At 69.2% G+C, this 18,958-nt stretch carries 20 protein-coding genes; 9 read left to right on the forward strand and 11 right to left on the reverse strand.

The features are described from left to right. Nucleotide 1: 1 nt before the first annotated feature. The 5 genes from VIP82_RS00360 to VIP82_RS00380 are packed head-to-tail and all read right to left on the reverse strand — an operon-like array spanning nt 2 to nt 6,502. Nucleotides 2–1,951, reverse strand: coding sequence for an extracellular solute-binding protein (locus VIP82_RS00360; protein ID WP_331905323.1), 1,950 nt, complete (start codon nt 1,949–1,951; stop codon nt 2–4). Between the two features lie 9 nt (nt 1,952–1,960). Then, nucleotides 1,961–3,028 (reverse strand): sugar phosphate isomerase/epimerase family protein, encoded by a 1,068-nt coding sequence (locus VIP82_RS00365; RefSeq protein ID WP_331905324.1) that lies wholly within the window; start codon nt 3,026–3,028, stop codon nt 1,961–1,963. After that, nucleotides 3,025–4,476, reverse strand: coding sequence for an FAD-binding oxidoreductase (locus VIP82_RS00370; protein WP_331905325.1), 1,452 nt, complete (start codon nt 4,474–4,476; stop codon nt 3,025–3,027). Before VIP82_RS00370 ends, VIP82_RS00365 begins: the two co-directional genes overlap by 4 nt. An 8-nt stretch (nt 4,477–4,484) precedes the next feature. Beyond that, a complete protein-coding gene (locus tag VIP82_RS00375; protein ID WP_331905326.1) occupies nt 4,485–5,555 on the reverse strand; it encodes a sugar phosphate isomerase/epimerase family protein in 1,071 nt (356 codons plus the stop codon). Further along, nucleotides 5,552–6,502 (reverse strand): amidohydrolase family protein, encoded by a 951-nt coding sequence (locus VIP82_RS00380; protein WP_331905327.1) that lies wholly within the window; start codon nt 6,500–6,502, stop codon nt 5,552–5,554. The genes VIP82_RS00375 and VIP82_RS00380 overlap by 4 nt, the downstream gene beginning before the upstream one ends. A gap of 188 nt (nt 6,503–6,690) precedes the next feature. Between VIP82_RS00380 and VIP82_RS00385 the strand changes: the two genes are divergently transcribed. Together VIP82_RS00385 and VIP82_RS00390 are read left to right on the forward strand one after the other, a co-directional pair. Continuing rightward, complete coding sequence (locus VIP82_RS00385) at nt 6,691–7,386, forward strand: GntR family transcriptional regulator (RefSeq protein WP_331905328.1); 696 nt, start codon at nt 6,691–6,693, stop codon at nt 7,384–7,386. Continuing rightward, nucleotides 7,376–7,549, forward strand: coding sequence for a hypothetical protein (locus tag VIP82_RS00390; protein ID WP_331905329.1), 174 nt, complete (start codon nt 7,376–7,378; stop codon nt 7,547–7,549). Before VIP82_RS00385 ends, VIP82_RS00390 begins: the two co-directional genes overlap by 11 nt. A 193-nt stretch (nt 7,550–7,742) precedes the next feature. On the opposite strand, the gene VIP82_RS00395 is transcribed toward VIP82_RS00390, so the two are convergent. Then, nucleotides 7,743–8,222: a hypothetical protein gene (locus tag VIP82_RS00395; RefSeq protein ID WP_331905330.1), complete on the reverse strand. Its 480-nt coding sequence runs from the start codon at nt 8,220–8,222 to the stop codon at nt 7,743–7,745. 165 nt (nt 8,223–8,387) lie between these two features. On the opposite strand from VIP82_RS00395, the gene VIP82_RS00400 reads away from it, so the two are divergent. The 4 genes from VIP82_RS00400 (at nt 8,388) to VIP82_RS00415 (ending at nt 12,199) form a co-directional block, all read left to right on the forward strand. Next, the gene (locus VIP82_RS00400; RefSeq protein ID WP_331905331.1) at nt 8,388–9,029 is read left to right on the forward strand and encodes a nitroreductase family protein; all 642 of its coding nucleotides are present in this window, start codon (nt 8,388–8,390) and stop codon (nt 9,027–9,029) included. A gap of 131 nt (nt 9,030–9,160) precedes the next feature. Continuing rightward, the gene (locus tag VIP82_RS00405) at nt 9,161–10,828 is read left to right on the forward strand and encodes an ABC-F family ATP-binding cassette domain-containing protein (protein ID WP_331905332.1); all 1,668 of its coding nucleotides are present in this window, start codon (nt 9,161–9,163) and stop codon (nt 10,826–10,828) included. A 139-nt stretch (nt 10,829–10,967) separates the two neighbouring features. Then, nucleotides 10,968–11,702, forward strand: coding sequence for a hemerythrin domain-containing protein (locus VIP82_RS00410; protein WP_331905333.1), 735 nt, complete (start codon nt 10,968–10,970; stop codon nt 11,700–11,702). A 17-nt stretch (nt 11,703–11,719) separates the two neighbouring features. After that, entirely contained in the window at nt 11,720–12,199 is a 480-nt protein-coding gene (locus VIP82_RS00415) for an SRPBCC family protein (RefSeq protein ID WP_331905334.1), read from the forward strand. Here the strand turns inward: VIP82_RS00415 and VIP82_RS00420 are convergent. From VIP82_RS00420 to VIP82_RS00440, 5 genes are all read right to left on the reverse strand, one after another. Continuing rightward, nucleotides 12,163–13,362, reverse strand: a complete 1,200-nt coding sequence (locus VIP82_RS00420; protein ID WP_331905335.1) for a saccharopine dehydrogenase family protein — start codon at nt 13,360–13,362, stop codon at nt 12,163–12,165. The genes VIP82_RS00415 and VIP82_RS00420 overlap by 37 nt on opposite strands. Nucleotides 13,363–13,468: 106 nt before the next feature. Beyond that, nucleotides 13,469–13,990, reverse strand: a complete 522-nt coding sequence (locus tag VIP82_RS00425; RefSeq protein WP_331905336.1) for a DUF1697 domain-containing protein — start codon at nt 13,988–13,990, stop codon at nt 13,469–13,471. 107 nt (nt 13,991–14,097) lie between these two features. Then, the gene (locus tag VIP82_RS00430; RefSeq protein WP_331905337.1) at nt 14,098–14,838 is read right to left on the reverse strand and encodes an SDR family NAD(P)-dependent oxidoreductase; all 741 of its coding nucleotides are present in this window, start codon (nt 14,836–14,838) and stop codon (nt 14,098–14,100) included. 17 nt (nt 14,839–14,855) lie between these two features. Beyond that, the gene (locus VIP82_RS00435; RefSeq protein ID WP_331905338.1) at nt 14,856–15,788 is read right to left on the reverse strand and encodes an alpha/beta fold hydrolase; all 933 of its coding nucleotides are present in this window, start codon (nt 15,786–15,788) and stop codon (nt 14,856–14,858) included. Between the two features lie 66 nt (nt 15,789–15,854). Next, entirely contained in the window at nt 15,855–16,595 is a 741-nt protein-coding gene (locus VIP82_RS00440; protein WP_331905339.1) for an alpha/beta fold hydrolase, read from the reverse strand. A 178-nt stretch (nt 16,596–16,773) separates the two neighbouring features. Between VIP82_RS00440 and VIP82_RS00445 the strand changes: the two genes are divergently transcribed. From VIP82_RS00445 to VIP82_RS00455, 3 genes are read left to right on the forward strand one after another with little or no spacing between them, the layout of a single operon-like run. Continuing rightward, on the forward strand, nt 16,774–17,568 hold the full coding sequence (locus tag VIP82_RS00445) for an SDR family oxidoreductase (RefSeq protein WP_331905340.1): 795 nt from the start codon (nt 16,774–16,776) through the stop codon (nt 17,566–17,568). A gap of 23 nt (nt 17,569–17,591) precedes the next feature. Further along, nucleotides 17,592–18,500 carry an RNA polymerase sigma-70 factor gene (locus VIP82_RS00450; protein WP_331905341.1) on the forward strand — a complete coding sequence of 303 codons (909 nt, stop codon included), beginning with the start codon at nt 17,592–17,594 and terminating at the stop codon, nt 18,498–18,500. 59 nt (nt 18,501–18,559) lie between these two features. Beyond that, nucleotides 18,560–18,913, forward strand: coding sequence for a sigma-70 family RNA polymerase sigma factor family protein (locus tag VIP82_RS00455; RefSeq protein WP_331905342.1), 354 nt, complete (start codon nt 18,560–18,562; stop codon nt 18,911–18,913). The last annotated feature ends 45 nt before the right edge of the window (nt 18,914–18,958 follow it).

Raw genomic sequence — 18,958 nt, forward strand, 5'->3', positions numbered from 1 at the left:
GTCAGCCCCATGCGTTGTCCATGGACTCAAGCACCTGCTCGACCGTGAGCTGCCCGGTGAGGATGCCGGTCACGCCCGATCCGAGCGCGTCGAACACGGCGCCGTTGGGCCAGTCGACCGGCGGGTAGGGCCGGGTGCCTTCGGAGGTCAGGAGCGCCTCCGAGCTCCGGTAAGCCTCCGGGAAGTCGGCGGTGTCGCCGCCCAGCGGGAGGGTTCCCTGGATCTCGGCCATCATCGTCGCCTGCTCCGGCTGGGCCGACCACTGGATGAAATCCTTGACGAGCTCGGGGCTCTTCGTCTTCGCGTTCCCCGCGATGCCGTCGGTGCTCGTGAGCACCAGCTTCGGGTCGATCCCGTCAGGCGCCGGCATCGGGAGGACGCTCATCTCGAGGGCGCCGCCAGAGGCGTTCGCCAGAGTCACCGTCGCGCTGCTCGGTGCGGCGAACGAGAGCATCGTCCCGCCCGCGACGCCGTTCGTCAGCGCGTCGAAGCCGGCCCCGGCAGCGCCCCCCTGCATGCAGCCGGCGTCGTAGAGGTCCTTCACCGCCTGGAGTGCTTCCTTCCAGCCGTCCGACTCGGCGAACGTGGTCTCTTCCGCCGTGCGCTGGTCGTTCCAGTCGGGCTCCGGTCCGTAGACCGTGCTCGCCGCGAAGCCGAGCGTCGTGATGGCAGGCGCAGTGGGGACCGCTCCGGCCAGTCCCAGCACAGCGACGCCGTCGTCGGCCGCGTCGCCGCACTGCGCCGCGAGGTCTTCAAGGGTCGTCTCGGCCGTCCACTCGATGCCGGTGTCCTCCGCCAGCGCCGGGTTCATGACGAGGCCGTTGACCTGCACGGAGGTGGGCACGCCGTAGAACGTTTCGTCGAACACCCAGCCGGCCTGGACGGCTTCCGGCAGCGCATCCTCGAGCACCTCGGTGTCGAGCGGCAGGACGAGGCCGGCTTCGGCCAGGGGGCCGACCGACGGGTTCTGACCGGTGCCCGACAGCGCGTAGAACACGTCGGGGCCGTTCCCCGCGTTGAGCTGGGTGTTGAGGAGCGTCGGGTAGTTGTCCAGGCCGTACTTCTGGATATCGATGGTGACCCCGGGGTGACTGTCCATGTAGCCCTGGGCGAGCTTCTCATACCAGTCCTGCGCGTCGGCGGCGATGGAGTAGGCGAAGGTGATCGTCTGCGGCGACTCTCCGTCTCCGGTGTCGGACGGGCCGGCGCATCCGGCCAGGAGGATCGCCGCCGATGCGGACGTCGCCAGCACGAGGGTGCGCCGTCGAACCTGTTTGCGTGCCATTGTTCTGCCTTTCTCTGAGTTCTCTCGGGTGCTTCGGATGGAAAGATCGGTCGTCAGACGACCTCGAGCCGACCCTCGGCTGCATGGACCGTGAGCCGTCGCTGGGCCACGATCCGGCAGCCCGTATTCCCGCTCCGCGTGGGCATCTGCGGCGTGAAGATGGATGTCGACCCCGACGCCATGCCGTTGGGCGATCGCGAAGACGGTGTCGAGCGACCGCGGGCCGTCGCCGTCGAGCTCGACCGGGTCGATGTCGACGTGCGTGCGCACCGTTGCCGTTCCCGCCTCGATCATGAGTTCGGCGAGCGCGCCCGCTCGATCACGCACCGGCACGTCCAGCCGGGCGAGGAGGTCCCGCTCGGCGTTGATGCGAGCACGCACGGTCCCGCCCTCGCGGTGCGGCTGCCACCGTGCGCCGAGATGCGTCTTGTCGAGGTGCGCGTGCCCGTTCACGAATCCCGGCAGCAGCATGTGCCCCGTGAGATCGATGGCGTCACGGTCGCCGATGGCCCGGGCGTCGGCATCCGTCTTCGCCGCCACCCCCACGGACGAGAGCGCGGATGCTGCAGAGAGCGAGCCTGCCGGCACGATGCGGTCGATGCGATCGCCGACGATGGCGACGTCGGCGCAGCTGCCGTCCGGCAGCGTCACGTTGAGGAGCAGCATCCGTTCCCTTCACACCGTCACGGCGCGCAGCGGCGCCCGGTTCAGCAGGCGGCTGCGCAGCTCGCGTGCGCTGTCGACGATGAAGTCCGTCGCGGCCGCATCGGTCACCGTCGCGCGCAGCAGGTCCTCGCCGGGGGCCCCGCCCGCGGCATGAGCGGCAGCCTGACGCTGCGCCCACGCCAGCTCGTCGTCGGTCAGATCGACGTGCGACGCGCGCCACTCGGGATCGTCGACGAAGAGCGACATCTCGGTGCCCGGCTCTTCTCGCATTCCCGGGAACACCCCCTCGATCGAGTAGTGCCGCGCCGGTGCGATCGACAGGGCGTCGAGAACGCCGTCCCAGTCGATGACGCCCTGCCCGATCGGCGCGATGAGTCGCCCGATGCCGTGCTCGTTGGGGACGAGCACCACGTCACGCAGATGCGTCTGACGCGTGTACGGCGCGACGCGGCGGGCTGCGGCGACGGGCTCCTCGCCGCGCACGACGACGTTCGCCGAGTCGAAGGTGATGCCGAACGCGTCGGGCCCGGCCTCTTCCACCAGTCGCACGGCCTCGAAGCTCGTGATCTCCTCGTGCGTCTCGAGGTTGAGGTGCAGCCCGAGGTCCCGCAGCACGGGCGCGAGCATCGCGAGTACGCGCGCTGTCGCCGCCAGCTGCTCCGGCCACGACACGTCGGTGCGGAAGCGATCGCACGCACGGATTCCAGAGAGACGGAACTGGTAGTTCGCCGTCGCCGTCCACACCTCGCGGATGCCGCATCGAGCCGCCGCCTCAAGCTTGGAGGACATCCCCGTCAGCCAGTCGCCGTCGCCGAGGCGGCGGGTCGTCGCGTCTTCCGGCATGGCGAACGGATTCACCTTGCCGGCACCCGCTTCGAGGTAGAGGCCCCGCTCACGCGCAGCGGCGGCCACGTCGGCGAGCTCCGCCGCGTCAAGGTTCGGGCTCAGGTCGAGGATGTCGCGGAAGAACACCCCATCGAGTCCGAGCTCCGCGACGCGCTCGATCACCCATGTCGCGTCGTGCGCCAGCGCGCCCGGCAGCTTCGTGGAGTCGGTGCCTACCCGGATGCCGGTCATGCGTCGGCACCCGCATCGTCACCAGGATCGGACAGGTCGACCAGGCCGCGGCGGAACACGTTCTCGGGGTCGTAGCGACGCTTCGTGGCCGCGAGATCCTCGTACTTCTCGCCGTAGACGGCCCGGGCCACGGCATCATCGCCCTGCACCGACGTGAAGTTGATGTAGGTGCCCCGGTTCGACGGCGCCAGCGCCTCGGCGAACACGCGCGCCCACTCCACGAGCGGCGCCTTCTCCAGGGGGTACTCCCAGTCCGCGCCGATGTTGGCCGAGTAGTTCATGACCCGACCCGTCGGCAGCGCGTCGTCACGCCCCTCGCGCGCGGTGCCGGGGCCGGCGATGATCTCGAACGGGCACATCACCTGGTGCGAGATGTACGCGCTCGAGTTCAGGGTGCGGCCCGGGTACCGGTCGGACTGCTCGATGACCGTGTCGATCACATCGTCGGTGAGCTCCTCGATGAAGGTGTGCTTCCAGTAGTGCCGGAGGCCGTAGCGGAACTCGTCGTCGGTCTGGTGCTGCAGCGTCACGTGCGGCATCGTCCGGACGTCCAGGTAGATGGGCGTGAAGCCCTCGAAGATGGGCGCGGTGGCCGCGGGCTCGTCAGCCGGGTCGCCGTAACGGATGGTCGCGACGGAGACGATCGGCTTGCCGCGGTGCTCGGCGGGGATCTGGGTCCAGAACTCCGGGGCGCGGTACAAACGCAGATAGGTGCCGACCTCCGACGGCATCCCGATGCCGCGCTCCGCGAAGCGCTGCATGACCGCGCGACGGTCGTCGGCAGCGAACAGGGCAAGGCGCACCGTCGCGGGGCCCGCGAGGCGCTGCGGCCGGAAGGTGAAGCGCGTGGCGACGCCGTAGTTGTGACCGGCGCCCTTCATGGCGCGGAACAGGTCGGGGTGCGAGGTCCTGCTGACCTCGAGGACGCTGCCGTCGGCGACGACGACCTGAATCGACTCCAGGTGGTCGACTGTCGCGCCGTGCTGGCGCGCGAGGTAGCCGAAGCCGCCGCCGAGGGTGAGTCCCGCAACGCCCGTGTGCGAGACGACGCCGGCGGGCACGACGAGACCGGTGCCTTCGCAGGCGCGGTCCACCTGCCCCCAGTTGCAGCCGCCGCCCACGTGGATGAGGCCGGCCGTCTCGTCGATCTCGATGTCGTTGATGAGGCGCGTGTCGATCTGCACGGCGCCGTCCATCGCGGCGGTGCCGGCCAGGTTGTGACCGCCGCTGCGGACGGTGATCGGGTACCCGTTGGCAGTCGACCAGCGCAGCGCCGCCGCGACATCCGCCGCACTGCGCACCCGCACGATGGCAGCGGGTCGGCGGTCGATATCGGCGTTCCACAGCCGGCGCGCGAGGTCGTACTCGGGTGAGCCGGGGTAGAGCACGACGCAGCCGACGGCGTCGGCCAGCTGGTCGATGGGGGTGACGGTGAGAGTCGAGGACATGGGAACTCCTATCGGGCGGGGACGGATGCCGCGTGCTCGGCGAGCACGGAGCGAAGATGTGCGGCGGACCGGGCGACGAAGTCGTCGTGCGCGGCGCGCTGGTCGGGTGCGAACACGTCGATGTCTGCGAACGAGGGCCCGCTGCCGTCTCCCGCGGCCCCGGCCGACTCGGTGGCAAGGGCGCGCAGTGCCGAGAGTTCGTCGTCGTTCAGATCGGGGTGCAGGCTTCGCCAGAACGGGTCTGAGATCGGCACGTCGCTGCGCCCTGACCACCCGCCGATGCCCTCGACGGTGAGGTTGAGGCCCGGCCGGGCGGCGAGCAGGGAGCCCAGCGCCTCACTCCAGTCCAGCTGTCCGTCGCCGCATGGCCGCACGAAGCGGGTGAGCCCCGCACCGTCGGGTGAGGCGAAGACCTGGATGTCGCGCAGCTGTGTACTGACCACGTGCGGGGCGACCCGCTCGAGGGCGGCCCGCGGATCCTCGCCGCGCGCGATCGGGTTGGCCGGGTCGAAGCAGATGCCGATGTGGGGATCGGCGACGTCTTCGACGAGGCGCAGGAGCTCGGTGGTCGTGATCTCTTCGTGCGTCTCGATGCCGAGCACCAGGTCATAGTGACGAAGGACCGGCAGCAGCTTGTCGAGCAGTCCTCGGATCGCCCGCAGTTGATCGGGCCACGGCGCCTCTCGGCGGGCGCGATCGGTGTCGTACGGCGCGGCATACTCCTTTACCCCTGCGCACGCCGTCCACAGCGTGGTCCAGCCCATCTGCGCACAGACGGCGAACATCCGCTCCATGCCGGCGACGTAGTCCCCTTCTCCGAGGGCGCGGACGGCGGGCAACTCGGCGGTCATGTACGGGTTGATCTTGCCGACGCCCATCTCGACGTACATGTCGAGCTCGAGCGCGCGTCGGCGGAAGGCATCCAGCTCCCCTTCGTCGAGGGTCGGTGACAGGTCCGTGAGGGTGCGGATGTTGACGCCCTCGAGCCCCTGTGCGTGGAGGGTGTCCAGGAGCGCGGGACCTTCACCCCACAGGTCGCCGACGCGGGCGAGACTGATGTCGGAGCCTACGCGGGTCATGACAGCCCCTCGGCGCCGAGACGGCTCGCCAGGTGCGGGAAGATGCGCAGGGCGTTGCCGCTCGAGACGGCCGCGACCTGGTCGGCCGTCCACCCGGCCCGCACCTGCGTGGCGTAGTCGCGCTCGAGGGGGAGGATCGACTCGTTCGCCCATGGGACGTCGGTGCCGAAGAGAATGCGGTCGGTGCGCTCGAGCTGCAGCAGCGGTCCGAGGTTGAGCGTCGTGTCGTAGTAGAGGCCGTCGAGCTTCCGGATCTCAGCCTCGAGCCCCTCGGCGGTGACCGGGACATTCCAGTCGCCGGCCTGGAGCGCGTGCATCGCGATGCGCCATTTGATGTAGGGCACCATCCCGCCGGTGTGCGGGAAGATGAACCGGATGCGCGGGAAGCGGGAGAACACGTCCGCGGCGGCGAGCGCGGTGACCGCGCGGGTGGTGTCGAAGGTGCCCTCCAGGAGGGGTCCCGGCAAGCCGGCCGGAGCGTCGAATACCAGGATCGGATGCATGAACACCACCGCCTCCCGCGTGTCGAGCTCCTGAAGGAACCCGGTGTACTCCGGCTGCGCGAGGTAGGCGCCCCGGTAGCTCGTCAGCATTGCGACGCCCTCGAACCGGCCGCCGTCCAGCGCCGCGACCGCGGCGGCCGTCGCCAGATCGGGGTCGGGGAGCGGCACCGTCGCGAACGCGCCGAAACGCGTCGGGTCATCACGGACGATGCCGGAGAGCTCGTCGTTGAGGTCGTCCGTCACTCGAGCGATGTCACGTCCCGCCCACGACATATCGGCAGGCACCGAGAGGATCGACATCGTCGTACCGGTGATACCCATCTGCTCGAGCGCGATGTCGGGGTTCCATGCGGGACCACCCCGGAACACCGGCAGTCCGCGCCGCTCCTGGTGGGAGATGAGCCCAGGCAGCGTGGGGTGGTGGTGGACATCGATGAGGGTCATCTGCGGCTCCGATCTCCGTTGACGAGCAAGTTGGTATACAACATACGATCAACCAAAGAACGCGCGCCATATCCATCCCACAAATGACGTGGATGCCCTTCATAGATCCGGGCTATAGGCGCTCCGGACGCCGCGGCTCGCGGTACGCCGTATACAGTCGCGAACAGAACGTCCAGAAGGAGAGGCCCATGACCGCTGCAACACGATCCGCGCAAGGAGGCGTGAAGCCCCCCGCGACGATCGGGTCCACCCACCAGCCGTTGCGCGAGCGCGTGCGCGACCTCATCCGCGATCGAATCCTGCGTGGCGACTTCGTTCCCGGCGATCACCTCGTCGAGCGGGTCCTCGCGGAGGAGATGGGAGTCTCACGGGTCCCCGTGCGCGAAGCTCTCAACCTGCTCAAGGGCGAGGGGTTCGTACAGGACCTCCCTCGACGCGGTGTCATCGTCACGGTCCTGGGGAAGGATGATGTCGACGACCTCTTCGAAGTGCGGGTCGCGCTGGACGTGCAGTGCGCTCGGTTGGCCAGCATGCGTGCCACCGACGATGAGCTCGAGGAATTGGCAGCCATCGCCGACGAGGCGGATGCGGCCTACGCGCGCGGCGACACCGCCGCACTCGCCGAGCTCAACCAGGCGTTCCACGACGCGGTGCCGCGCATGGCACACAACCCCATCCTGGCTTCCACCCTGGAACCGCTGGAAGGGCGCCTGCACTGGCTGCTACGCCAGAATCGGTCCCCCGAGGTCCTTCTGGCAGAGCACCGCGAGCTCGTCCACGCACTGAGGGACCGCGACGCCGATGCCGCGGCTGAAGTAGCCCGACGCCACGTCGACACGAGTCGGACTCTCTGCCACGAGATCATGGCGGGCGATGACGCCTGACTCCCACTCGGCGAGGCTCGCCCTCACCTCGCTCGCGCAGCTGCGTGCGTTCCTCGCGGCGGCGGCGCTGGGCGGCTTCGCGAAGGCCGTTGAGCGCCCGCAGATCACCCGAGCGGCGATCTCGATCCTCAGTACGGAACGATCCGTCGCTGCTGGATCTTGAGTAGCGGACCGTGCTACCGGCGACGCTGGCGCTGCCCGTGAGTCGGTCCCTGACCGCACAACCATGGCTCTGATCGGCTCGGACTAGGTTGAGATCCATTCGAAACCGCAATGGCGCGCCCCGTGGAGGCCAGAATCGTCGCAAGTATGGCGGTGCAGTTCCCTTCAGCTCCAGCGAGCCCGGAATGGGTTCCTCACCCAGCTGCATCTGCGTCCAGGGTGCACGGAGAGTAGATCGCAACCGCTCCATCCAGAGTGAAGCACGTCAGCGCGATCGTTTCACCCACGATCAAGTCTTCGGCAGGCATGGCCACCAGAAGCGATCGTTCCTGGGTGTCCAGTCGGACTGTGGAGATCGTGCGGTCGTTGGAGCCTTCAACGGCCGTGATCGTCCCGCTGAGAGTTGCTTCTGCGATCTCGACATCGGCCTGTCCGGCGTAGTTCGAGTAGATCGCGCTTCCGAACGAGACAACCACTCCCGCAACCAAGACCCCGACCGTGGCGAGCACGTATGCCCGCTGCCGGAGCGACCAGATGACGAACGCAATCGGAACGCAGGCCACGGCGATTGTCGTGATGATCGTCACCGTCATGCCGGTCTGAAGATCCAGGTAGAACTGGACGCTGTCCTCCACGTACTCAGTCGGCTTGACGTGCATCACAGTCCTATCCACGCCTGCAATCTAGTGAACGTGGCGATCTATACGGGAACCGGTAGCCGTGTCGCGCGACCAGTTGGACTCGGCTGATACGCAGGGCGCACAGAGGGGTCGCCGGCGCGATCAGCGCGGCGGGTGGAGTACCGACGCGGGATCCCGAACGCCCGATAACGTCGAGCTATGAGCGACGTACTCCCATTGAGCCCCGACGAGTTGCTGACGACTACCCGCTCCGTGCGGCGACGGCTCGACCTCGAACGACCCGTGCCGGTCGACGTCGTCCGAGAAGCGCTCGAGGTCGCTCTCCAGGCGCCGACAGGGAGCAATGCTCAGACGTGGCACTGGATCGTCGTCACCGACCCGGAGAAGCGTGGGGCGATCGCCGCGCTGTATGCGCGATCGTTCGCCCGGTATCGCGCGTCCGGGGGCCGGACCTACACCGACCCGACGCGCCAGGCGGTGCAGCAGCGGGTTTCGTCGAGCGCCGACTACCTGGCCGAGCACATGGGGGACGTCCCGGTCCTCGTGATCGGCGCGATCTTCACGGGTGCCGAGGAGTTCGAGCCCGGAAGTCAGGCCGGCCTGTGGGGGTCGCTTCTTCCTGCCGCCTGGAGTCTGCAGCTCGCGCTGCGTGCACGCGGTCTCGGCAGCGCGTGGACGACCCTCCATCTCGCGTACGAGCGCGAGATCGCAGAGCTCCTCGGCATCCCGCCGACCGTGCGCCAAGGCGTGCTGCTGCCCGTCGCGTACACCGTGGGGACGGACTTCCGCCCCGCGCACCGTGCGCCGCTCGACGACGTCCTGCACATCGACGGCTGGTGAGGGTCACGGCGTCGATCCACAAGCGCGGCCGGACGCAAGTGGGTCGCCGAACGCGCGCGGGGCATTGAGTACCGGCGGTGCGCAAGCTGGATCACCCTCCTGGCTCGGCGTCGCACTGAGAAGATGGGCGTATGACGGCAACACTCGTGGCGCGCGGCCTCGCCGGCGGTCACGGCCATCGCACGCTCTTCGACTCGCTCGATCTGACCGTGGCGCCGGGCGATGTCGTCGGGGTGGTCGGTGCCAACGGAGCCGGAAAGTCCACACTGCTGCGACTGCTCGCCGGCATCGACGAACCGCAGGCCGGCACAGTCACGCTCTCGCCCTCCGACGCGTTCGTCGGATGGCTGCCGCAGGAGCACGAACGCGTCGACGGCGAGACCGTCGCCGACTACATCGCCCGTCGCACCGGCTGTGCACAGGCGACCAGGGACATGGATGCCGCGGCGGCCGCGCTGGGCGACGCTTCGCCGTCCGAGGCAGGCGTGGATCCCGCCGACACCTACTCGACGGCACTGGATCGCTGGCTGGCGAGCGGCGCGGCCGACCTCGAGGAACGCATTCCCGTCGTACTCGCCGACCTGGGGCTCGACCTCGGCGGGGCGCCCGCCGAACAGGCGACCATGACCTCGCTGTCGGGCGGCCAGGCCGCCCGAGTCGGGCTCGCCGCGCTGCTGCTGTCACGGTTCGACATCGCACTGCTGGATGAGCCGACCAACGATCTCGATCTCGACGGCCTCGAGCGGCTCGAGGCGTTCGTGCGGGGCCTGCGCGGCGGAGTCGTGCTGGTCAGCCACGACCGCGAGTTCCTCGCGCGGAGCGTGACGCGCGTCCTGGAGCTCGATCTGGCGCAGCACTCCCACCGTGCGTACGGCGGTGGGTACGACGGGTATCTCGAGGAGCGCGCGACCGTTCGCCGCCATGCGCGAGAGAAGTACGACGAGTTCGCCGAGAAGAAGGCGGATCTCGTTGCGAGGGCACGCACGCAGCGGGAATGGTCGAGCCAGGGCGTGCGCAACGCCATGAAGAAGTCGCCCGACAACGACAAGATCCGGCGCAAAGCCGCCACGGAGTCCAGCGAGAAGCAGGCGCAGAAGGTGCGTCAGATGGAGAGCCGGATCGCGCGCCTCGATGAGGTGGAGGAGCCGCGCAAGGAATGGCAGCTCGAGTTCACGATCGGCGCAGCACCACGCTCGAGCACGGTCGTCTCGACGCTGAGCTCCGCCGTCTTCGAGCAGGGCTCGTTCACGCTGGGGCCGGTGTCGGTGCAGGTGAATGCGGGCGAGCGGATCGGCATCACGGGTCAGAACGGCGCCGGCAAGTCGACGCTGCTCCGCGCGCTGTTGGGCAGGCGGGCACCGAACGAGGGCACCGCCAGTGTCGGCGCGAACGTGGAGATCGGCGAGATCGACCAGGCCCGCTCGCTGTTGGCGGGATCACGGCCCCTCGCCGCCGCATTCGAGGAGCTCGTGCCGGCGATGGAGTCCGGCGAGGTGCGCACTCTGCTCGCCAAGTTCGGTCTGAAGGCCGATCATGTGAGTCGACCGGTGGACGAGCTCTCTCCGGGCGAGCGCACGCGGGCTGCGCTGGCACTGCTTCAGGCGCGCGGGGTGAACGTGCTGGTTCTCGATGAGCCCACCAACCACCTCGATCTCGCGGCGATCGAACAGCTCGAGCAGGCGCTCGACTCCTATCGAGGCACGCTGCTGCTGGTGACCCACGATCGGCGCATGCTCGACACCGTGCTGCTCGACCGGCATTGGCGTGTCGATGCCGGGCGCGTCACCGAGGTTCACTGACCCGACCTCGCAAACAGTCGGACGAGCACCGACAGGCGGGAAGGGGATGTGTTCCCTCGCCCACAGGTGTATCGTGCGGCTGTCTGCGCCCCTCGTTGCTGACGAGCCCGGCGTCGGCGGGGGAAACTGGGGGTACGACATGGCTGCCAAATTGCCGTCGTCGGGAGCGCTGCCCGAAGGCCAGCACGCGGGCTGCGACACGTCGGGGTTGATCCTCGTGCACCGCATCCTGCGCTGGCTCTACCGAGAGCTGCCGCTGCTGATCCGCGAGGTGGACGCCGGGGATGTCGAACGTGCGGCGATCGTCGGCCGGTACGCGCATCTCGACTTCTACGCACTGCACATGCATCACGAGACCGAGGACATCGCTCTGTGGGACCGGCTCACCTCGCGGGATCCGGGTTGCGCGCTGCACGTCGATCAGATGCGCGCCCAGCATGCCGAGGTCGCCGCACAGCTCGCCCGCATCGAGCCGCAGCTGGCGCCCTGGGTCGCCACCGCCGATGCCGGCCTCAGGGACGCCTTCGCCGGTGACATCGAGACGCTGCGCGACACGTTGGCGGCGCATCTCCAGCAGGAGGAGGACGACATCATGCCGGTCGCCGGTGTCGTGATGTCACAGCAGGAGTGGGACTGGATGGAGAAGCACACGCGCGAGACCCTGGCCGCCCACCGCAAGGAACTCGGCAAGGACGTCATGGCGCTCCAGGTCGGGCTGCTGATCGCGAGTGTGCCGGAGGGCGAGCGTGAGGAGTGGATGCGCGAGAACATCCCCGCGCCGATCCGCCTGCTGTATCTCCTGCTCATGAAGCGCAAGTACGACCAGGCGATGCGGGAGCTGTACCCCGACCGCCCGGTGCCCGAGATGGTGTGACGACGATGTGGCGGCGCGTGAGTCTGGACGCACGGCTCTCTCATCCGCCGGCGCGGGTGTTTCCGTACCTTGCCGACCCGGCACGCTGGCCGGAGTTCGCACCCGCAGTGGAGTTCCGGCAGCGGATAGGCGACGGGCTGCCCGAGGTCGGGAGCCGCTGGTGGGCGGTCGACCGCATCTTCGGTCCCTTCAAAGTGCGTTTCGCCGACGTGCTCGAGGTCATCGAGCCCGAACGCCGCGTCGTCTGGCATTCCACGTCGCCGTGGAACTCGCGGGTCGAGTATGTGTGCGTGTCCGAGGGTGAAGGCACGCGGGTTCGCGCTGACTACGAGGGCGACGTCGCGGGCTGGCTCCGGCTGGTGGCTCTGCTGCCGACCTTCGTCCTCAGGCGAATCCTGCTGCGGGACTTCCGCGGGCTGAGCCGTGTGCTCGACGCGGAGGCAGCGGTGACCCGCCGAGTTCAGCTCAGCGGGGCGACGTCCAGCGTGAATCGGTGAGCCCGCAGCCGCTCCGCCAGCTTCTCACCCATGGCGACCATCGGCGTCAGCACGCCGGCGCGATCGGGGAGTTCGTCGAGCGCGAGGCTCAGCGCGGACTCCGCCAGCATGATGCCCGTCCCGCCGTAGCCGGGATCGAACGGGGCCCCGACGCGAGCGCGCACCGGCTGACCTTCGACGGCATAGACGTCGACATCGAGGACGAAGCGCCCGTGGTCGACGGCAACGGAGCCGGGGCCGGTGCCCGGTGTCGGCAGCACGCGATCGAGGATCGCGCGGGTCGGTGCGAACGACATGGCGCCGACGAAAGCCGCTGTGCCGAGACTGATCGCCCCCGCCGAAGCGAAGCCTGCGACGCCGCGTCCCGTCGTCACGACCTCGCGGTACCGCATGAGCTGGCCATAGCTCCACCCCGTCAGATAGTTGCTCCGCTGCACGACCTGCTGGTTGTAGGCGCCCATGATGAACGGCGCCTGCCAGGTGCCTCGTTCCTTGCCCCAGCCGCTGCCGGCATGGCCCGGCAGGCGGACCGAAGGCCCGGGTGTGAGTGCGTAGGGGTTCGCGATGAGGCGCCGGACGGAGGCATCCGTCTTCACCTCTCTCATCTGCTGACGAAGCGAGTCGATCGTCCCGCCGCTGATGCCGCCGCGCAGCGAGCGCACCCGCAGCGTGGCCGCGACGATCGGCACACCGCCGGCGGCGGCATGGGCGAGGCCGACGCCGAGGTCGGAGGGGATCGAGTCGAAGCCGCACGAATGGACGATCCTGGCGCCGGTCTTCTCGGCGACGTCGTGGTTGCGCTGGATGCTGCGCGCGACGAAGATGCTCTCGCCCGACAGGTCCGCGTACGAGGTGCCCTGGCGTGCGCACGCGGCGGCGGCTTCCATCCCGTAGCGCAGGTAGGGTCCGACCGTCGTCGCGACGACGGACGCCGACGCCGCCATTCGGGTGACGGCATTCTCATCGGTCGTGTCCACCTCGAGGATCGGCCAGTCGACGCCGAGCTCGCGGCGTACGTCTTCCAGGCGGGAGTGCGATCGGCCGGCGAGCGCGATCCGCACGCCGTCGGGCGCGGATCGTGCCAGGTGCCGCGCGGCGAACCTGCCGACGAAGCCCGTGGCGCCGAGCATGACGATGTCGTACTCGCGGACGTTCTCGTTCATGCCACGTGAGCCTAGGTGCGCGCTAGCGGCGCCGACACCGGGTTGTGCACGCCTGACTGACGGCCTACGACGACGGAGACGGGTGGCCGTGCCGTGCGAGTGAGCCTCACCGACCGAAGCGGGAGACCAGCCGGATCACCGTCGGCAGCCCACGAGAAGTCGCACGCCTCCCGGTGAGGCTTTCGAGCACGGGGGTCGCGTGGCCTTCGCCCTCGACGTGGTTGCGAACGAGAGCCCACCCGTTCCCGGCATCCACGATGGAGCAGCGATGTTCCGTGGCGCAGCTCACCACCCGGGCATCGTGCGGGTCGATGATCGCGCCTCTGTGCAGCGTGAACTCGAACCGGCGCGGTTCCGGCGTGGCGCCGTGCTCGTCGGCGACTGCCGCCAGCTCGGACAGCGGGATCCACAGGACCTCCCGCTCATGGCCCGACCGCGCCGCGACGGCGTCCGCCGCCTGTTCGATCACCGATGCAGGCTCGTCGGAGTCGAACAGGATGGTGCCGTTGCTCTGGAAGGTCTGAATGTCGGGGCATCCGGCGTCGGCGAATCCCGCCACGATATCGCTCGTCGACGGATGGCCACGCTGACCCTGGTTGACGTTCCGCATGAAGGCGACGCACCGCATGCCCAGAGCGTAGACGCCCCCACCGACGGAACAGACGAAGGGCGCCGTGACCTCACGATGCCGGTGTCGGCGTGCGCCGTGTGACGTGAGGCATCAGACAGCGCCGCTCATGAACGCACCTGGTCGGTCGGCCGCACCAGGATCTCGTTCACCGAGATGTGAGTCGGCTGGCTCAATGCGTAGAGGACAGCCTCCGCGACATCCTCCGGGGCCAGCGGGCGCATCGACTGGCCGATCTCCGCAGCCGCAGCCCGCATGATGGGATCGGTGATGTGGTCGGTCAGCTCAGTGGCGACGAAGCCTGGCTGGATCACGATCACCCGCACGCCAAGCGCGGTCACCTCCTGCCGGAGCGACTCCGAAAACGCGGTGATGCCGAACTTGGTCGCCGCGTAGGCGCCGCTGCCGAGAGACGCCGTGCGGCCCGCCGTCGAAGAGACCTGCACCACCGCGCCCTTGGAGGAGATCAGGTGAGGGAGTGCGGCGTGCACGGCGAACATCGAGCCGAGCAGGTTCGTCTGCACCATTCGCACCCACTCGCGGGTGTCGGCGCCGACGATCATGCCGCTCTGCATCAGCCCGGCGTTGTTGACGAGGGCGTCGAGACGGCCGAACTTCTCGACGACAGCGGCGACGGCATCCGTCACCGACTGCTCGTCGGTGACATCGAGATGCACGGCGAGCATCGCGGCAGGCGCGGAGTCGACGAGCTCCTTCAGCCGGTCGACCCGGCGTGCCCCGACGGCGACCTTCACCCCGGCGCGTGAGAGCGCGAGCGCGGTGGCACGACCGATTCCAGAGGAGGCACCGGTGACGAGTGCGACCTTTCCCTGCAGATCCGATGACATTGCTTCTCCTTCGTGGGTCAGGGGGTTCCGGCGCCGTCGCCCGGGGGCTCGGCGATGTCGAGGATGGCCTCGGCGAACGCGTGGGGGGCTTCGGCGGGCAGGTGGTGTCCGGCATCAGGGATCTTCCGATGCATGCGCGTGCCGGTGAAGAACCGGTCGTGCTGCGAGCCGTCGGTCGCGGGGAAGTTGCCGTCGGCGGTGCCGTCGAGCGTGATCGTGGGCACGGCGATCGGGGGCAGCGCGGCGAGGCGTCGCTCGAGGTCGACGTGCTGCGGCGCGCCGGGCTCGAGGCTGAGCCGGTGACGGTACGAGTGGATGACCACGTCGACGTAGTCGGGATTGTCGAACGCTGCGGCGGTGCGAGCCAGGTCGGGGTCGTCGAACGTCCAGGCGGGGGAGTTACGGCGCCAGATGACGTCGGCGATACCCCGCGGGTCCTGTGACAGGCCGGCGCGGCCGCGCTCGGTCGCGAAGTACCAGAAGTACCAGAATCCGGCCTCCAGACCGGGCGCGAGCGGGATGCCGGCTGCCGAGATGTCTTGGATCAGGTAGCCGTTGACCGACACCAGACCTCCCACACGCTCGGGCCAGAGCGCGGCGACGACGCAGGCCGCGCGGGCGCCCCAGTCGTAGCCGGCGAGGATCGGCTGCTCCAGCTGGAGCGCGTCCATGAAGGCGAGCAGGTCTGCCCCGATCGCCGCCTGCTGCCCGGAGCGGATGGTGCGGGCCTCGCGGAACGACGTCGTGCCATGCCCGCGGAGGTAGGGGACGAGCACGCGGTAGCCGGCATCCGTCAGCAACGGCACGACGTCCACGTAGCTGTGAATGTCGTACGGAAAGCCGTGGAGCAGCACGACCGGCTCGGCGGCGGGATCGCCGGCGTCGATGTAGCCGACGGTGAGCTCGCCGGCGTCGACGGAGCGCAGGGGAGTGCGGAATGGGGTGAGCATGCGGGTGCCTCTCGAGTGGGGCGGCGCCCCGGAGACCGGACCGTCATCCGGGGCGCCGCGGATCTGTCACGCCGCCGCGGAGAGGCTCGCGATGTAGGCCTTGGCCGCCTCGGCGATCGTCGCGGCGACCGCAGCGGGCTCCGACACCGAGATCGCGTGCGAGGCGCCGGCGATCTCGTGCGTACCTCTCGAGGCCGCGCGCTCGGCGCCGGCGCGGTGCACGGCGACCGGGATGTTGAGGTCCTTCTCGCCGAAGACATGCCACGAGGGAATGTCCCGCCACGCCGGGTGCTCGGTCGGCAGACCCTCCGACAGCGCGGCCTGCGTGACGGGGCGCTGCGTGGCGGCCATCAGAGCGGCGACCTCGGCGGAGACGTCGGCGGCGAACTGGTGGTGGAACAGCTCCGGACGGATGGCGAACTCGTTGCCCCCGCTCGACACGGGGTACGCCGCGAGCGCGTCACCGAGCGTGCTGCCGGGTGCGCTGTTCGACAGGTCGAACGCACTCTGGCCCGTCTCGGGCACGAACGCCCCGACGTAGACGAGGCCGACGACGGCGTCGTTGCCCGCGGCCGCCTCGGTGATGACCAACCCGGCGTAGGAGTGGCCGACCAGGACGATCGGGCCGTCGATCGACGCGAGAACATCGCGCACGTAGGCGGCGTCGCCGGCCAGGCTGCGCAGCGGGTTCGCGACGGCCACCGCGCGGACGTCGTGCTGCTGCAACTGGGCGATGACGCCGTTCCACGAGGATGACTCGGCGAACGCGCCGTGGACGAGGACGACGGTGGGCTTCTGCTCGGACATGTCGATTCCTTTCGAGGTGGACGTGCGGTGTTGTCAGCCAAGACCGGCCGCCGCGGGCGGATGTGACCGTTGAACCGAAATCCGCCGAAACGTGGAAAACGTGTCACAGATGGTCGCGGCGTCCGGTCTCAGTTGGAGACGTGCGCTTCCCGCGCGCGATGAACAGAGAGGGTTCGACATGAGGATCGCTGTCATCGGGGGGACCGGGCTGATCGGCTCGCGGGTCGTGGCCGGACTGCGGGCGACCGGCCACGACGTCGTCGTCGTCGCACGGGCGGTCGGCGTGAACTCGTTCACCGGCGAAGGCCTGGCTGACGCGCTCGCCGGAGTCGAGACCATCGTCGACGTGTCGAACTCGTCGTACACCGACGAGGAGGGCGCCCGCGAGTTCTTCAGCGGATCGACCCTGAACCTCCTCACCTACGGCGCCGCCGCCGGCGTGCGGCACCACGTCGTCCTGTCGGTGGTGGGCACGGACCGCCTCGCCCGCTCGGAAGGCGGGTACTTCCGGGCCAAAGCCGAGCAGGAGCGTCTCCTGACAGTCTCGGGGCGCCCGTTCTCGATCGTGCATGCGACGCAGTTCTTCGAGTTCATCCGCAGCATCACGGATGCCGCCACCCGCAGTGGCATCGCTCACGTCTCCGACGCCCTCATCCAGCCGATCGCCGCCGACGATGTCGCCACCGCGGTCGCGCGTGCCGCCCTCGGGCGCCCGACCGGCGGAGTCACAGAGCACGCCGGTCCCGAGGTGTTCGAGCTCGGCTATCTCGCCGAGCGCGAGCTGCGGTTCCGCCGCGATGAGAGAGAGGTGGTCGCCGATCCGCTTGCGACCTACTTCGGTGCGCAACTCGATCGCTGGGAGCTGCTCCCCAGCCGTGACGTGACCATCGCTCAGACGCGGTTCCACGACTGGCAGGTGGCTCCGCGTGCAGGTGACGAACTGCTGCTGCCGTCCGCCGCGGGCGTACGCTGAGCGCGGCGAGAGGGACGGCGGATATGACGGGACAGACGGCTGGAGCCGAGGGCAGCGTCGACGACATCGCGGCGGCGGTCGCCGTGTTCGACCAGCACCGGCGCCGGATCTTCGGCATCGCCTACCGCATGCTCGGGACGGTGGCAGACGCCGAAGACATCGTCCAAGAGACCTGGATCCGATGGCAGAACGCCGATCGCACCGACATCCGTGAACCGGCCGCGTTCCTCGCGACGGTCGCGACGCGGCTCTCGATCAACGCGACCCAGTCCGCGCACGCTCGTCGCGAGACGTACATCGGGCCGTGGCTGCCGGAGCCCGTCAACACCGACGCCGACCCCGCCCTCGGCGCCGAACGCGGCGAAGCGCTGCAGTTCGCGATTCTCCTCGTGCTCGAGAAGCTCACGCCGACCGAACGCGCCGCGTACATCCTGCGGGAGGCTCTCGACTACCCGTACGAGCGCATCGCCGACGTCATCGGCGCCACCGTCGCGAGCGCCCGCCAGCTCGTCAGCCGTGCGCGCAAGCACCTCGCGTCGGCCCGCAAGGCGGAGGTCGCCGCCGCGGAGCAGCGGCGCCTGCTCGAGGCGTTCCTGGTCGCCGCGCAGAAGGGCGACGTGACAGATCTCGAGCGACTCTTCGCCGAGGACGTCGTCAGCTACACCGACGGCAACGGCGTCAAGCTGGCGGCACGCATTCCGGTTGCCGGCCGCAGCAGGGTCGCCAAGTTCGTCGCGGCGTTCTCCAGTCATTTCTGGACCGGCAAAACGATCGACTGGGTCGAGGTGAACGGCCAGCCCGCAGCGACCCTTGCGGAGAACGGCGAGGTCACGACGATCGTCACGGTGACGGCGGCGGAGGACGGCATCCGTCAACTGCTCTGGGTGATGAGCCCGGACAAGCTCGGGCACGTCGCCCAGGTCGGGGTGTGAGAAGGCGACCCGGCGCGTCGTGGCTGCATCGCTCACCGCGGGGCTCGAGGTCGAGCGCCGTGCAGCACGAGCGCGTCGTCCGGGCGCTCTTCTCGATCGCTGAGGCCGAAGACGCACGCGGAATGGAAAGGATGCTCCATCCCGGAGTGAGGCTCACTGTCGACGGTGGCGGGATCGTGGCCGCGCCACCCACCGCGCTGGAGGGGGCATCCGCCGTCCGGACGTACCTGGCGGAGGCGCTGCTGGATCCCCGCTGTGTACTGCGCGTCGAGTCGGTGAACGGTGGGCCGGGCATCGTCGTATGCCGGGAGGGACAGGTGACAGGAGTGCTCACCATCTGTGTGCGCGGTCGACGCATCGTCGAGGCCTGGCTCGTCGTGAACCCTGAGAAGCTCACCCGCTGGAGCTGTTGACGTCGGGCTGTCACAGATGTAACGCCTGCCCTGTCGTAGCTGATG

Source organism: Microbacterium sp., assembly GCF_036566905.1.
In the GTDB taxonomy this organism is placed as follows: Bacteria; Actinomycetota; Actinomycetes; order Actinomycetales; family Microbacteriaceae; genus Microbacterium.